General features: G+C 42.7%; 14 protein-coding genes. 11 read left to right on the top strand and 3 right to left on the bottom strand.

The features are described 5' to 3' along the window. The first annotated feature begins 72 nt into the window (after nt 1-72). The 4 genes from NAF17_RS11925 to NAF17_RS11910 all read left to right on the top strand — a co-directional run bounded on the left by NAF17_RS11925 (nt 73) and on the right by NAF17_RS11910 (nt 3,924). Nucleotides 73-627, top strand: a complete 555-nt coding sequence (locus NAF17_RS11925) for an RNA polymerase sigma factor (RefSeq protein WP_252758214.1) — start codon at nt 73-75, stop codon at nt 625-627. Further along, nucleotides 620-2,035, top strand: a complete 1,416-nt coding sequence (locus NAF17_RS11920; protein WP_252758213.1) for a hypothetical protein — start codon at nt 620-622, stop codon at nt 2,033-2,035. The genes NAF17_RS11925 and NAF17_RS11920 overlap by 8 nt, the downstream gene beginning before the upstream one ends. A 66-nt stretch (nt 2,036-2,101) precedes the next feature. Next, complete coding sequence (locus tag NAF17_RS11915; protein ID WP_252758212.1) at nt 2,102-2,908, top strand: helix-turn-helix domain-containing protein; 807 nt, start codon at nt 2,102-2,104, stop codon at nt 2,906-2,908. 71 nt (nt 2,909-2,979) lie between these two features. Continuing rightward, nucleotides 2,980-3,924: a nitrilase family protein gene (locus tag NAF17_RS11910; RefSeq protein WP_252758211.1), complete on the top strand. Its 945-nt coding sequence runs from the start codon at nt 2,980-2,982 to the stop codon at nt 3,922-3,924. A gap of 2 nt (nt 3,925-3,926) precedes the next feature. Here NAF17_RS11910 and NAF17_RS11905 read toward each other — a convergent pair whose 3' ends face one another. Next, on the bottom strand, nt 3,927-5,147 hold the full coding sequence (locus tag NAF17_RS11905) for an ABC transporter permease (RefSeq protein WP_252758210.1): 1,221 nt from the start codon (nt 5,145-5,147) through the stop codon (nt 3,927-3,929). 87 nt (nt 5,148-5,234) lie between these two features. Between NAF17_RS11905 and NAF17_RS11900 the strand changes: the two genes are divergently transcribed. The 4 genes from NAF17_RS11900 to NAF17_RS11885 all read left to right on the top strand — a co-directional run bounded on the left by NAF17_RS11900 (nt 5,235) and on the right by NAF17_RS11885 (nt 8,699). After that, nucleotides 5,235-6,479 carry an exo-beta-N-acetylmuramidase NamZ family protein gene (locus tag NAF17_RS11900; protein WP_252758209.1) on the top strand — a complete coding sequence of 415 codons (1,245 nt, stop codon included), beginning with the start codon at nt 5,235-5,237 and terminating at the stop codon, nt 6,477-6,479. A gap of 40 nt (nt 6,480-6,519) precedes the next feature. Continuing rightward, entirely contained in the window at nt 6,520-7,437 is a 918-nt protein-coding gene (gene fmt / locus NAF17_RS11895) for a methionyl-tRNA formyltransferase (protein ID WP_252758208.1), read from the top strand. A 4-nt stretch (nt 7,438-7,441) separates the two neighbouring features. Next, complete coding sequence (locus tag NAF17_RS11890) at nt 7,442-8,233, top strand: DUF3050 domain-containing protein (protein WP_252758207.1); 792 nt, start codon at nt 7,442-7,444, stop codon at nt 8,231-8,233. A 139-nt stretch (nt 8,234-8,372) separates the two neighbouring features. Next, complete coding sequence (locus NAF17_RS11885) at nt 8,373-8,699, top strand: transposase (RefSeq protein WP_252758206.1); 327 nt, start codon at nt 8,373-8,375, stop codon at nt 8,697-8,699. Between the two features lie 198 nt (nt 8,700-8,897). Here NAF17_RS11885 and NAF17_RS11880 read toward each other — a convergent pair whose 3' ends face one another. Together NAF17_RS11880 and NAF17_RS11875 are read right to left on the bottom strand one after the other, a co-directional pair. Further along, nucleotides 8,898-9,731: an aminotransferase class IV gene (locus NAF17_RS11880; protein ID WP_252758205.1), complete on the bottom strand. Its 834-nt coding sequence runs from the start codon at nt 9,729-9,731 to the stop codon at nt 8,898-8,900. A 172-nt stretch (nt 9,732-9,903) separates the two neighbouring features. Next, on the bottom strand, nt 9,904-10,947 hold the full coding sequence (locus NAF17_RS11875; protein ID WP_252758204.1) for an RluA family pseudouridine synthase: 1,044 nt from the start codon (nt 10,945-10,947) through the stop codon (nt 9,904-9,906). A 124-nt stretch (nt 10,948-11,071) separates the two neighbouring features. On the opposite strand from NAF17_RS11875, the gene NAF17_RS11870 reads away from it, so the two are divergent. The 3 genes from NAF17_RS11870 to NAF17_RS11860 all read left to right on the top strand — a co-directional run bounded on the left by NAF17_RS11870 (nt 11,072) and on the right by NAF17_RS11860 (nt 14,176). Beyond that, nucleotides 11,072-11,962 carry a 1-aminocyclopropane-1-carboxylate deaminase/D-cysteine desulfhydrase gene (locus tag NAF17_RS11870; RefSeq protein ID WP_252758203.1) on the top strand — a complete coding sequence of 297 codons (891 nt, stop codon included), beginning with the start codon at nt 11,072-11,074 and terminating at the stop codon, nt 11,960-11,962. 217 nt (nt 11,963-12,179) lie between these two features. Continuing rightward, entirely contained in the window at nt 12,180-13,511 is a 1,332-nt protein-coding gene (gene lat, locus NAF17_RS11865) for an L-lysine 6-transaminase (RefSeq protein ID WP_252758202.1), read from the top strand. 227 nt (nt 13,512-13,738) lie between these two features. Then, complete coding sequence (locus tag NAF17_RS11860) at nt 13,739-14,176, top strand: hypothetical protein (protein WP_252758201.1); 438 nt, start codon at nt 13,739-13,741, stop codon at nt 14,174-14,176. The last annotated feature ends 52 nt before the right edge of the window (nt 14,177-14,228 follow it).

Here is a 14,228-nt window from a genome sequence, read left to right as displayed (position 1 = left end):
AATTGGTTGTTATTGTAGCGTTTCGTGTTTTGAGGCGTATTGTAAATATTCAACTAAGCAGTATTACAATTAATGCATGTACTTCACGGCATTACTGAAGATGAAATAGTCAGTAAATGTAAATCTGGAAGCATAAAACATCAGGAGTTACTGTATAAACAGTTTTATGGCTATGCTATGGGTGTAAGTATGCGTTACAGCCTTAACCAGGATGATGCTTTAGAAGTTGTGAATGACGGGTTTATAAAAGTTTTTAATAATATCGGCACCTATAATGCCGATAAACCTTTTAGGGCATGGTTGCGTACAATTGTAGTAAATACCGCTATTGACAGGCGCCGAAAAGAGATTAAACACCAAGCTAACTTAGATATTGAAGACGCCTATAACGTTGGCAGCAACGCTACTGCTATAGATACTTTAAACGCACAGGATATTTTAAAGCTGATGAAGCAATTACCGCAGATACAGCTTACCATTTTTAACATGTACGAAATAGATGGCTATAACCACGATGAGATAGGCAAAATATTGAATTTGCCGGCAAGCTCGTCAAGGGTTTATTTAAGCAGGGCTAAAGATAAATTAAGGCAGCTGTTAACAACCGAAACACAAAACCATGGATGAGCAGTTTGATAAAAAACTAAGCAACCACATCAGGAAGGTGTTTGATAACTACGAACACCACGGCGCTGAGCATGGTTGGGAGCAGTTGAGAAAAAAATTCCCCGCCGAAGAAAAGTACAATAGAGCTGCCTGGCTTTGGTGGAGCAGTGCTGCGGCCGTAATTTTGGTTTTTGTAATTATTTTAGCATGGTACAATAACAACGGCACCCCTGTAAATAACATGGCGGTTAAGCCTATAAAACAACAGCAACAGCCTGTTATAAAAGACACTGCGGCAATTAATAATACTATCGCCCCTGATAAAACAGAATCTTCTATTGCCAATAATAACCCTGCACCTGTATTTAACAATAATATTATTATCCCTACCTATGTAGATCGTACCCGTGGCGCGTCGTCTGCTGACAATACCGGTAACAATCACGCAAGTCAAAATACAAGTACAATTGTGGGTCAGCAGCCTGTTTTAAATGGAGTTCAATCCATTATCATAGCGCAAACAAACCCGGTCGTAAATAATAACGCAAGGCCTGTTATTGATAGCCAAAAAAACATCAATAACATTGCTAACCAACCGCAACTGGCAAATAATAACCTACCTGTCGGAAATAAAGTTTTGCCGGCTGCTGCGGATAACTCGACTAATAGTTTGGCTAATCAACAAGCACCTGTAAGATCAATGGCTGCTATGTTTGAAAACGACAGGCTGAACCGAACCACTAAAACCAATAAACAGGCCGATAAGCAACCCATGAAAAAGGTGAACTTTAGCATATATGCCGCTACTTATTTTAACTATGCCGAGGGCAGCACCAACCAGGTTAACGCCGGCGCGGGTATAACGTCGGATTTTAGGCTGAGTAAAAACCTTAAACTATCTACCGGCGTATCCATTGCGCAAAATTCGTTAAGTTATAATACACAGGCACCGCAAGCGGCCAGCGCGCTGGCCGATGCCGCCCCTGCGTTAAGGTCCGAAAGCCTTTTTAGCACCACAGCTGTTTTACCGGTATTTAAAAATTACAATGCCCGCCTGGTAGGGTTAGATATTCCTATTAACATCAAATATGAGTTTAATCCTCAAAAAACGGATGCTTACATATCGGCAGGTTTAAGTTCGGGCACGTTCATTAACGAAACTTACACTTACCGCTATGGCTACAGTGGCGGCGCGGGTTTTGCAGCAAACGCCGCGCCCGAAGAGCAAACCTCACATAACAGTTTCAACAGCTTTTATTTCGCTAAAACATTGAACTTCTCATTTGGTGTAGGTTATCCCGTAGGCAGCAACAGGTTGGTTATAGAGCCATTTGTTAAATACCCGCTTAGTGGCTTAGGCGCGCAAGATATACGCTTTGGCGCAGGTGGCGTAAACCTAAAGTTTAGCTTTAGAACGCAGAAGAAATAAAAATCACATCTTAAACGTTTTAAAATCAGACCATCATGCTTATGTTTGTAAAACAAGCCCGGCTAAATGCAACTACCACCATCATACGAGTTACGATCTGTAGTTAAGCATTATTTGTTTGTTAATACAGCTTATAGCGATCAATCTTTTTACCGGTTTTTCTCTGACGGCAACCCCGGCATTGTTTTCCACCTTAATACACCTTTGAGCCAGGTAAACAATTTAAATTTAGCTACACAGTTACAGCCAAAAAGTTTTATTTACGGGCAGATCACCCATTACAATAACATCATACTTAACGGCGATCTATCTATGCTGATTGTTGTACTTCAGCCATATGGTATTAACTCACTATTGGGGCTGGCTGCATCCGAGCTGAATAACACTATTGTAAAACTTACTGATGTTTTTAAACAAGATGCCGCAGATCTTGAAGATCAACTTTTAAGCTCGTCCGTTTTGCCAAAATTAATTTCACTGATAGAAAGTTTTCTGTTAAAACAGTTAACCGCTGTTAGCCGGGTTGATAGCTATGTTAAACAAGCTGTAGATATAATTTACCAAAAACGTGGTATGGTGCAAATACAGTACCTTACGAAAGCGTTACTCATTACCGAGCGGCAGCTGGAACGTAAATTTAAACACGACATCGGTACATCGCCCAAAAAATTTGTGGATATTATCCGATTCCAGTTCTTTTTAAAATCACTTCAAAATAGCCCCTCCGATAAAGCTATTAACGATATTATTTACAGCTATGGCTTTTACGACCAGGCACATTTAAACAAGTGTTTTAAAATAAATACCGGTTTAACACCTCTGCAATACAAGGCAAAATTCAATCCGTCGGTGATCAATTTTATGCAGGTTTAGTAAAAAAAGATTGTCGGTTATTTACAATGCATAAGTTATTGGGCAAGATACTTTTGTTAAAAACAAACATCATGAAAGAGAACCTAAAAATAGCGACGGCTCAGTTTGAAAATAAAAACGGCGATAAAACTTATAATTTAAGTATAATAAGGCGATTGGCTGCAGATGCTGCCCGGCAAGGGGCGCACGTTATCGCTTTTCACGAATGTTCTGTAACCGGATACAGTTTTGCAAGGGGGCTATCTAAAGAACAGATGCTTGCTTTGGCAGAGGTTTTACCGCAGGGGCCAAGCATTAATGCACTAAAAGCCATCGCAAATGAACATAATATTGCCATACTGGCCGGGTTATTTGAAAAAGATGAGAACAACAATTTATATAAGGCCCAGGTTTTTGTAGATAAAACCGGGATGATCGCTAACCATAGGAAGCTACATCCGTTTATTAACCCCAATATTTTGCCTGGCAATTCGTATACCGTATTTGATCTGTATGGTTGGACATTTGGCATCCTGATCTGTTATGATAACAATGTAATAGAAAATGTTAGAGCCACCACCCTGCTGGGTGCCGAGGTGATTTTTATGCCGCATGTAACCATGTGTACGCCATCGCCAAGGCCGGGCGCAGGCTTTGTTGATGCTTCGCTTTGGTTGGATAAAGAAACGAACAGGGAAATGCTAAGAAATGAATTTGACGGGCCAAAGGGCAGGCAATGGTTAATGAAATGGCTGCCTGCACGCGCTTACGACAATGCCATTTATGCTGTGTTTTCTAACCCTATAGGCATGGATGACGACCAGCTAAAAAACGGATGTTCGATGATCTTAGACCCTTACGGCGAAGTTATGGCCGAATGCCGATCATTAGGAAATGAAATTGTTATTGCAGAAATATCGCCCGATAAGTTAATAAAAGCCGGCGGTTATAGATACATGAAAGCCCGCAGGCCTGCTCTTTACAAAGATATTATTGGTGCAGATCATCGGTCCGAACAAAAAGTAGCCTGGTTATGATCCTATTTAAACCTAATGGCCTTTACAGGTTGTATCCGCGTAACCAGCATAGATGGCACGATGAGCACCAAAAGGCATACTATTAACGTACCTGCATTTACCCATAAAACATCTGCCCATATAAATCTTATGGGCACAAAAGCCATGTAATATGATGCCTGGTCAAGTTTGAAGAAATTTGTTTGCTGCTGAAAGTATCCTACACCCAAACCCAAAGCATTACCCAATACCAGGCCTACCCCTATCAGATAGGTGGCATTGTACAAAAATATCTTTTGGATCATCCAGTTACCGGCCCCCATGGCTTTAAAAATACCTATCATGGAGGTGCGCTCCAGTATCATTATGAGCAGTGCCGAGATCATATTGATGACCGCGACAGCTATCATCAGCACCAGCATCACTATAATATTTACATCCAGCATATCCAGCCAGCCAAAAATGGTGGGGTAGTTCTGTAAAACAGTGTATGATTTTAGCTTGATAGGCAGCTTATCATCAATATTATTTGCGGTAGAGATGATCTTGTTAAAATCAGCAATACGTACCTCATAGCCACCTATTTCACCGTGGCTCCAATCGTTAAGGCGCTTAATTAGGGTAAGGTCGCCAATTACAAAGGTTTTGTCCACTTCATCAACCCCTATACTAAATATGCCTACAATTTTAAGCTTGCGTTTACGCAGAGGTTCCTGCACAAAATACATCATCACATCATCCCCGGTTTTTAACCGTAAGCGATTAGCGGTAAGCTGCGATATCATGATCTGGGTTTGCACCGCGGCAGTATCCGAATACTGAATAACCGTGCCGGCAACCAGCATCTTTTTAACGTAATCCCAGTTGTAGGTTTTGTCTACCCCTTTTAGCACCACGCCCTCAATTTCGTTATTTGCTTTGATGATGCCGGGCTTGGTAGCATATGGATATAAAGCCTCTACCTGGCTAACCGACTTTATATTTTTAACCACAGCGGCACTGTCGGTAAACGATGCACGGTCGAAAGAGGTATTGTTATCTGTCCGTACAATTTGGATATCTCCGGCAAAGCCTCTAACCTTTTGGCGGATCTCTTGTTTAAACCCGCGGATAACGGCCAGCGAAAGTATCATTACGCCAAGGCCCAGCATAATGCCAATAATGGCTATGCGGACAATTAATTTAGAGAAAGTACGCTTACTCTTAAACGTAATACGACTTGATATAAATCCGGCGAAATTCAATGCTGAAATGATTTTTTGTACCTTCGCAAAGATGCGTTTTTACACTTAAACATACTGCTTTTAAATTTGCTTTAACACCAAAAACTCATGACCGGTATTAAACTGTACACAGCCATAATTGCATTAAGCCTGCTATTTTTAAAATGCGACGACTTTGCGCAAGCACCAAAAGCATCAACCAAAACCATTAAAACGGTGGTGGTAAAAAAAACAACAGCACCCATACAACCCGCTGCCGACAGGTTGGACCTATACCTGCCATATCTTAAAGGCCGCAAAATAGGGGTGCTCATCAACCAAACATCCATCATTGGTACAAATAAAAAACCATTGGTAGATAGCTTGCTAAAACTTGGCGTGGATATTAAAAAGATCTACGGCCCCGAGCATGGTTTTAGGGGCAATGCCAGCGATGGCGCTACGATTGGCAATACCGTAGATGCGGTTACCGGCCTGCCCGCCATATCCCTTTATGGAAAACATTTTAAACCAACCCCCGAAGACCTGAAAGGCATCGACCTAATGATATTTGACGTTCAGGATGTAGGCACCAGGTTTTACACCTATGTATCTACCCTGCATTATGTAATGGAGGCCTGCGCCGAAAACAATATCGAGCTGATGGTATTGGACAGGCCAAACCCTAACGGCGTTTATGTGGATGGCCCGATATTGGACACTGCCGGGTTCCGCTCCTTCGTGGGGATGCACCCTATCCCGGTACTGCACGGGATGACCATTGCCGAATATGCCCAGATGATAAACGGCCAGGGTTGGTTAAAAAACAAAGTAAGGTGTAAGCTAAAAATTGTAAAAGTGGGCAACTATGCCCGTACTATGGATTATGTGCTGCCGGTTAACCCGTCGCCAAATTTGAACACCGCGCAATCCATACTGTTATATCCGCATATCTGCTTTTTTGAAGGGACAAAGCTAAGCCTTGGCCGAGGTACACTATTCCCCTTTCAGGTGGTGGGTAGCCCATGTCTGAAAGATAAGTACAACTTTAACTTTAAACCCGTGAGCATTCCGGGCATGAGCGATAAGCCACCCCTGCAAGATAGCGTTTGCTACGGTCTCGATCTTAAAAATTACAATATGCAAACCATTCGCAACAGCGGAAAACTTAATTTAGCGTGGTTAATTGATATGTATAAAATATACCCGGATAAGGCACATTTTTTTACACCCTATTTTAAAAGGCTTGCCGGTACCGATGAGTTGAGGAAACAAATTGTAGCAGGTAAAACCGAGGCGGAGATACGCCAGAGCTGGGAGCCGGGCTTAAGTAAGTTTAAGGCCATGAGGACTAAATACCTACTGTATAACTAATGCTATCTATCTTCAAAAACATAAAACCAGGAGCGCGCAAATGAGAATTATATTTATGGGTACCCCTCAATTTGCTGTTGCATCGCTTGATGCTTTGATAAAGGCCGGCAGCGATATTGTTGCTGTGATAACCGCGCCCGATAAACCAGCAGGTCGTGGCCAAAAGGTAAATCAATCGGCAGTGAAGCAGTATGCCGATGCCAACGGCATAAAAGTAATACAGCCCGAAAAACTGAAGAACCCGGAATTTTTGGCCGAACTGGAGGCGTTAAAAGCCGATCTGCAGGTGGTTGTAGCCTTTAGGATGTTACCTGAAGTTGTTTGGAATATGCCGCCAAAAGGCACTATTAACCTACATGCCTCTTTGCTGCCGCAATACCGCGGAGCCGCCCCTATCAACTGGGCTATCATTAACGGCGAAAAGGAAAGCGGTGTTACCACCTTCTTTTTAAAACATGATATTGATACCGGCGACATCCTTTTCACCGAAAAAGTGACCCTAAACGGTACTGAAACGGCCGGCGACCTGCACGACCGCCTAATGAATAAAGGCGCAGGCCTGCTGGTAAAAACCGTAAAAGGTATAGAAAGCGGCCGCTACCACGAACACCCGCAAGAAGAACTGGCCGAAAGCATGGAATTAAAACACGCCCCCAAGATCTTTAAAACCGATTGTCTCGTAGATTTCAATAACCCGGCAGAGCAGGTGTATAATTTGATAAGAGGGTTAAGCCCGTCTCCAACGGCATATACCGTATTGAACGATAAGGTATTGAAGATATACGGCGTAAATTTTGAGTCTGGCGAACCGGGGATTGCCGCGGGTGGTTTTGTAACCGATAATAAAACCACGCTGAAATTTGCCACCACAGATGGTTTCATCAGCGTAACGGACGTACAGATGGAGGGCAAAAAAAGAATGGGCATTGAAGAATTTTTGAGAGGGAATAAATTATAATTTGATGAATAGTACTGAAAGAATTGCTCAGCTAAAACAAGAGATTGAGCCGCTGCGTAAACAACTGATTAGCCACGAGCTATACCGCAATATTAACACCATAGATAGCCTGCATACCTTTATGCAGCATCACATATTTGCCGTTTGGGATTTTATGTCGCTGCTGAAAGCACTACAGAAAAACCTTACCTGCACCACCCTGCCGTGGATGCCGGTTGGCAGTGCCAATACCCGTTACCTTATTAATGAGATTGTAACCGGCGAAGAAAGCGACGTGGACCATACCTGTACACGCACCAGCCATTTCGAACTATACCTGAAAGCCATGGAGCAGGCAGGTGCTGATACATCAGCAATAGTTTCCCTATTCCAACAATTAAGCACGCAAAAAGATGTAAACATCGCGTTAGCAAAAGCAGAAATACCTGCCGCCGCACGCGAGTTTGTGAAGCATACTTTTGAGGTGATAGCCACCAACCAAAGCTTTTTGCAGGCAGCAGTATTTACGTTCGGGCGAGAGGATCTGATCCCCGGTATGTTTATAGAAATGGTGACGAGGCTGAATGGGCAGCTGCCCGGCAAAGTTGAGATATTACTTTACTACCTGGAGCGCCATATAGAAGTGGACGGCGACCACCACTCCCAGTTAGCCTACCAGATGACCGCCGAACTTTGCGGCGATGATGACAGCAAATGGGCGCAAGCAACCACCGCCGTTAAGCAAGCGCTGGAAGCACGTATTGCTTTATGGGATGGGATTTTGGCGGAGATAAAAGCGGAACAACTTGTAAATTAATTTACAATGCCTAATATATACACCCAGCTTTATGTATAAAGTTTTCGCAGTAAAAAACCGCGCTGCATTATTGGATATTGATTGGGACGAGCGATTGCGCTTATATATTAAAGCAACAGCTTAAAACAATGGCCATAAGATGTTAGCTATAAATAATATGTTCGACCATGTGCATATGTTTATTGGATTAAATCCTGAATATTCTGTTTCAGACCGGATGCTATTGGTAAAAGGCGACTCGTCCGAGTGGATCAACAAAGAAAAATTGACGCAATTTAAATTTCAATGGCAGGAAGGTTACGGTGCTTTTACATGCAGTAAATCGCAAATTGATAAGGTTGTTAAGTATATCAATAATCAGCAAGAGCATCACAAGAAAACTAATTTTTTAGATGAATACCGTCAGTTGCTTAAAAGCTTTGAAATAGCGTTTAATGAGAAGTATATATTTAAAGAGCCGGAATAAATTTTAGGTGTAAAGGTTAGCTCCTACGAAGCACAATTTTTTTATTATACGTTTTCTGCAAAGCGGTAGCCCCGATGGGGCGTTATACTTTTTACTGTTTATTAACCATGCAAATATATTCCGTTGGAACAACCGCTTTGTAGAAATTTCTACGAAAAGTAGTTTACTCCATAGGAATTACCCTTTCAATAGAAAAAATTACAACTTATTCAACTCATCCATCAGCGTTTTGCTGATGCGGTTAAAGTAGCGTTTTACGCCGTAGCCCATAACCCATTGGATGCCTTTGGTGGCATTGGTTAAAAACACCTCGTCGGCTTCGTTTAATATTTCGGGGTTTATCTGCGCCTCGGTAACGGGGATGTTGTTATCAAGTGCGAGTTGTATCACTACCTTGCGCATAACACCTTCTACACAACCTTCGCTTAGGGCAGGGGTGTATAAATGATTTTGATACCAAACAAATATGTTAGAACTGTTGGCCTCGCATAGGTACCTGTTTTGATTGATCAGGAACACATCATCCAGCTTATTTTGCTGTTTGTAGATGCCCGCCATTACGTATATAAGCGAGCTACAGGTTTTAATATTCGATAACCAGTTAAGCGGCTTTAGTAGTTCGGTGTAAACATCCATGATCAGGCCGCGCTCGTTCAGGAAATAGCGGGGTTCTTCAATCGGCTGGATCTCCAGGCAGTAGGCCATTTTATTTTGGGTAGGCGCATACAAGCCCTCCGCATCGCGAAAAACGGTTAAGCGCAAACGACCATGTTTTATCTTGTTACGACGGGCAAGCTCCTCTACCTTTTCTTTTAAAAACCAGCTATCGGCCTGCGAATAGCCATCAATCTTAAGCGCCTTCATTCCCTTTTGCAGGCGCTCGGCATGCAGCTCGGGGAATTTAAGTTTGCCTTTCATCACACGCATACTCTCAAACAAGCCGTCGCCATACCTGAATGCCCTGTTGGCAATAGTAAGCAACTGGCTATCTGCAGGTGTTATCTCTCCGTTAAAGTTGATATAAACAGGCATTTGTAGATATGAGATTTGAGATGTTAGATTCAAGAAATAACGTTTTTACAAACGTAGATAAAATCCTTAATCCCTACCTAACAACATTTAATAACTTAAAAAAAAATACTTAAGTATAATTTATTTTTTGATGAAACCCCGATAATAGCATTTTGTTCTTCTGTCTCAAATCTCATATTTCTTTTCCCACTTCTGTTTTGATATACTTTCGCCATTTATCTAAAACACCTTCAAAATCAGCAGGTAGCGAGGCTTCAAAGTAAATATCCTTTTTAAGCGAAGGATGCACAAAACCAAGCGATTGCGCATGCAGTGCCTGCCTTGGCATTATCTCAAAGCAATTCTCTACAAACTGGCGGTACTTGCTAAACACTGTTCCCTTTAAAATTTTGTCGCCGCCATACATGGCATCGCTAAACAAAGGGTGACCAATATGTTTCATATGCGCGCGGATCTGGTGGGTTTTGCCCGTTTCCAGTTTACACTCTATCAGGGTAACATAACCCATCCGCTCTAACACCTTATAATGCGTTACCGACCATTTTCCTTTCGCCGGGTCGTCGTATATCGACATCACCCTGCGGTCGTTCACACTGCGGCCTATGTAGCCGGTAACGGTGCCGTCATGCTCAATATCGCCCCAGGCAAGCGCTAAGTATTTCCGGTTGATGGTGTGGTCGTAAAACTGCTTGGCCAGGTAGCTCATGCTGCGCTCATTCTTGCTGATGAGCAGCAGGCCGGACGTATCCTTATCAATACGGTGCACCAATCCGGGGCGGCCATCGTTCCCCGGCAGGGTTGGCAATTGGTTAAAGTGATAAACCAGTGCGTTCACCAGCGTGCCCTCATAGTTATTAAAACCCGGATGCACCACCATACCGGCGGCTTTATTCACGATGAGTACATCGTTATCTTCATAAATAATTTCGATGGGCAGGTTTTCCGGATAAACCTCGGTATCGCGCGGCGGGTGCGGTAACACTACCGAGATCACATCCTGCGGTTTAACCCGATAGCTGGCTTTAATAATCTTATCATTCACCAATACGTTGCCGGCATCGATAGCATTCTGGATGCGGTTACGCGATGCATTCTCTACCCGGTGCATCAAAAATTTATCTATCCGCAACAGCGACTGCCCCTTATCAACAACCACGCGCAGGTGTTCAAACAAATCCTGCTCGTCGCTATCAATTATGGCGGTTTCATCAATCATGTGGCAAAAGTAAGAAAAAAGCCTCACCCCACCCTCGCCATAAGAGAGGGTGCAAATGCTTTTTAAAGTCCTCTCCTTTGGGGAGTACCAGGTGAGGCTCTTTTAATTTCCTTAAATTTACCCCATGCATCTTAACCTTGAAATATATAGCCCCGTACAGCCAATAGAAAACGAACTATTTACAGCCAAAGGCTTACAGGTATCCATCAAGCGCGACGATCTCATCCACCCCATCATCTCGGGTAATAAATGGCGAAAACTTAAATATGTGCTGCAACAAGCACAGGCACAAAACAAAACGCATTTGGTAACATTCGGCGGGGCGTACTCCAACCATTTACTGGCAACAGCGGCTGCTGCGGCAAAATTCGGTTTTAAAGCAACGGGCGTTGTGCGCGGCGAAGAGGTCGTAAATGACACTCTGTTTCTTTGCAAACTACACGGCATGCAACTGATCTTTACAGACCGGGAGGGCTACCGCGATAAACAAGCTCTATTCAAGAAGTTTTTTGCTAATGACAGGCAAGCCTTTTTTATCGACGAAGGTGGTGCATCTGCCGAAGGTGCCAAAGGCGTAAGCGAATTAGTTAACGAACTCTCCCAAACCTACGAAAATATCTTTTGCGCCTGTGGAACCGGAACCACCGCAGCAGGCATCATCAATGGCGTCACCGCTAAAGGCTTACCCACCCAGTTCAATGCTGTGACAGTGCTTAAAAATGGCGATTTCATGCGCGATGAAATTAACCGTTTTTTAACCTCCCCTGCACAATATGCGTTGCATACGGATTACCACTTTGGCGGCTATGGCAAAACCACGCCCGAGCTTATCGGGTTCATTAAGCAATTTGTAACCCAAACCGGCATCCTTATCGAACCCATCTACACCGGCAAAATGCTTTACGCTATTTACGACTTGGCAGCCAAAGACCACTTTGCCCCCGGCAGCAAGATCCTCGCCATACATAGTGGGGGTATCTGGGGGTTATTAGGGATGAAGGATAAATTCTTATAATATGCAGATTTGAATATTAAATTGAGCTATTCCCTTCATCTGCACATCTAAAATTTGCACATCTGCACATCAATTATTGGTATACCAATAATTGCTTTAGTTCAAAAAATAGGTTTAGTTCATTTAAAGTTACTTTTTTGGCAATTGGTATAAAAACCTTTAAAATATTGTTATTTAGGCGTTTTTGTTAGATTTGTATAACCAATAATTCTACTTTATGTACCAATTGCAAGTAACTCCGCAGAACGTTCAGGCTACCCTTAGCAAGCATATTTTGGCCGATGGTTTCGACCTTATCTTTGATATGGAAAAAAGCCAGGGCGTTCATATTTATGACTCCAAAAACAACCGCACCCTATTAGACTTTTTCACCTGCTTTGCATCGGTACCCCTGGGTTATAATCACCCAAAAATGCTAAACGACGAGGGCTTTAAAAAAAACCTGATGCTGGCCGCATTAACCAATCCATCCAACTCCGATATTTACACCGAGCAATACGCCCAGTTTGTAGATACGTTTAGTCGCGTTGGCATACCCGATTACTTGCCCCACGCCTTCTTTATTGCAGGTGGGTCGCTCGCTATTGAGAATGCGCTTAAGGTTGCTATGGATTGGAAAGTTCAAAAGAACTTCGCCAAGGGCCACAAATCCGAAAAAGGTTTTAAGGTGATCCACTTTGAAAACGCATTCCACGGCCGCTCGGGCTATACCCTAAGCTTAACCAATACCCAGCCCGTTAAAACCAAATGGTTCGCCAAGTTCGACTGGCCGAGGGTGTCGTTACCTGAGGTTCACTTCCCGCTTACGGATGCCAATATTGAAGACCTGAAAGATCGCGAAGCAAAATCCATCACCCAAATAAAACAAGCCTTTGCCGATAACCCGGATGACATTTGCGCCATTATCATCGAGCCTGTATTATCCGAGGGTGGCGACAAACACGTTCGCCAGGAGTTTTTAGAGCAATTGCGAGCCATTGCCGATGAGAACGTAGTGATGCTGATTTATGATGAAGTACAAACCGGAGTTGGCCTTAGCGGTAAGTTTTGGCTGCACCAGCATTTTGGCGAAAATGCCCGCCCTGATATTTTGGCCTTCGGTAAAAAAATGCAGGTATGCGGTATACTGGCTGGCAAAAAGGTTGACGAGGTGGAGAACAATGTTTTCAACGTATCATCGCGCATCAACTCTACCTGGGGCGGTAATTTGGTTGATATGGTTCGCTCATCCAAAATCCTGGAAATTATTGAAGAAGATAGCCTTTGCGCGCAAGCCGCCGCAACTGGCGAATACCTGCAAACCAGCTTAGAAAATATCGCAGCTAAAAACAATATCATAACTAACGTGCGTGGTAAAGGTTTGCTAACTGCCTTTGATTTCCCAGATGCTAACACCCGTAACACCTTTATTAATATTGGTTTAGAGAATAATATTATGTACCTGGGCTGTGGCGACAGAAGCATTCGCTTTAGGCCGGCCCTTATTATGGACAACGGCCATATTGACGAGGGTATGCACATGCTGGAAAAGATATTGCCGCAACTATAATACAACTGTAATAATATTGCTACAAGCGCCTGTTTTTACACAAACAGACGCTTTTTTTATTTATCAAATACTATAATTGCAAATTAGCGTTATTATAATATTAATTAATAATTGTGCCTTAATTGCTATTAATTAATAATTGTGACTTAATTGTTATTAATTGAGGTATAGATACGTAACATATAAAACGCATTATTTATATATATACATATAGGACTAGAAATAGAATGAACAGACAAATTGAAAAATTAAAAAAACAACTTACAGAGATTGCTGAAGTTGTTAATTCTTTCCAGTCTGAAGCTGTACAGGTGAGAGTGGTTGACAGGCTTTTAGACGAGATTATGGAAACAGAGCGTGGTGATACGGAAGGATCTGAAATTTTTAATAAAAGAGGACGCAGGCCATCAAGAGAAAATGAAGTGAACCAGGAGCATGGCCGTAAAAAACCGGGTGCCACCAAGGTGTTGAACCATTTGCTAAACAGCGATTATTTTAAAACACCACATTCTATATCATCCATTGCAGAGTACTGCAAAGAAAAATTCGATTCGGAATTTAAAACATCCGAGTTATCAGGCATCCTGCTAAAGCTTGCCAAAGAGAACAGGCTTAAACGCGAACGCAGCAACGAGAACAACCGTTTTGAATACGTAGGCATTTAAAGTTTAATGAATTTAACGAAAGAAAGCCACACAATTTGAATGGCCTTCTTTC

The sequence above is a fragment of the Mucilaginibacter aurantiaciroseus genome (assembly GCF_024055595.1).
GTDB classification, from domain to species: domain Bacteria; phylum Bacteroidota; class Bacteroidia; order Sphingobacteriales; family Sphingobacteriaceae; genus Mucilaginibacter; species Mucilaginibacter aurantiaciroseus.
This window is presented reverse-complemented; position numbering and strand designations above follow the sequence as displayed.

What these genes read in the sequence shown, in the direction of transcription:
- NAF17_RS11925 (WP_252758214.1), top strand. Translation starts at nt 73, where the DNA reads ATGCATGTACTTCACGGCATTACTGAAGATGAAATAGTCAGTAAATGT.
- NAF17_RS11920 (WP_252758213.1), top strand. Translation starts at nt 620, where the DNA reads ATGGATGAGCAGTTTGATAAAAAACTAAGCAACCACATCAGGAAGGTG.
- NAF17_RS11915 (WP_252758212.1), top strand. Translation starts at nt 2,102, where the DNA reads ATGCAACTACCACCATCATACGAGTTACGATCTGTAGTTAAGCATTAT.
- NAF17_RS11910 (WP_252758211.1), top strand. Translation starts at nt 2,980, where the DNA reads ATGAAAGAGAACCTAAAAATAGCGACGGCTCAGTTTGAAAATAAAAAC.
- NAF17_RS11900 (WP_252758209.1), top strand. Translation starts at nt 5,235, where the DNA reads ATGACCGGTATTAAACTGTACACAGCCATAATTGCATTAAGCCTGCTA.
- fmt (WP_252758208.1), top strand. Translation starts at nt 6,520, where the DNA reads ATGAGAATTATATTTATGGGTACCCCTCAATTTGCTGTTGCATCGCTT.
- NAF17_RS11890 (WP_252758207.1), top strand. Translation starts at nt 7,442, where the DNA reads ATGAATAGTACTGAAAGAATTGCTCAGCTAAAACAAGAGATTGAGCCG.
- NAF17_RS11885 (WP_252758206.1), top strand. Translation starts at nt 8,373, where the DNA reads ATGTTAGCTATAAATAATATGTTCGACCATGTGCATATGTTTATTGGA.
- NAF17_RS11880 (WP_252758205.1), bottom strand. Translation starts at nt 9,731, where the DNA reads ATGCCTGTTTATATCAACTTTAACGGAGAGATAACACCTGCAGATAGC.
- NAF17_RS11875 (WP_252758204.1), bottom strand. Translation starts at nt 10,947, where the DNA reads ATGATTGATGAAACCGCCATAATTGATAGCGACGAGCAGGATTTGTTT.
- NAF17_RS11870 (WP_252758203.1), top strand. Translation starts at nt 11,072, where the DNA reads ATGCATCTTAACCTTGAAATATATAGCCCCGTACAGCCAATAGAAAAC.
- lat (WP_252758202.1), top strand. Translation starts at nt 12,180, where the DNA reads ATGTACCAATTGCAAGTAACTCCGCAGAACGTTCAGGCTACCCTTAGC.
- NAF17_RS11860 (WP_252758201.1), top strand. Translation starts at nt 13,739, where the DNA reads ATGAACAGACAAATTGAAAAATTAAAAAAACAACTTACAGAGATTGCT.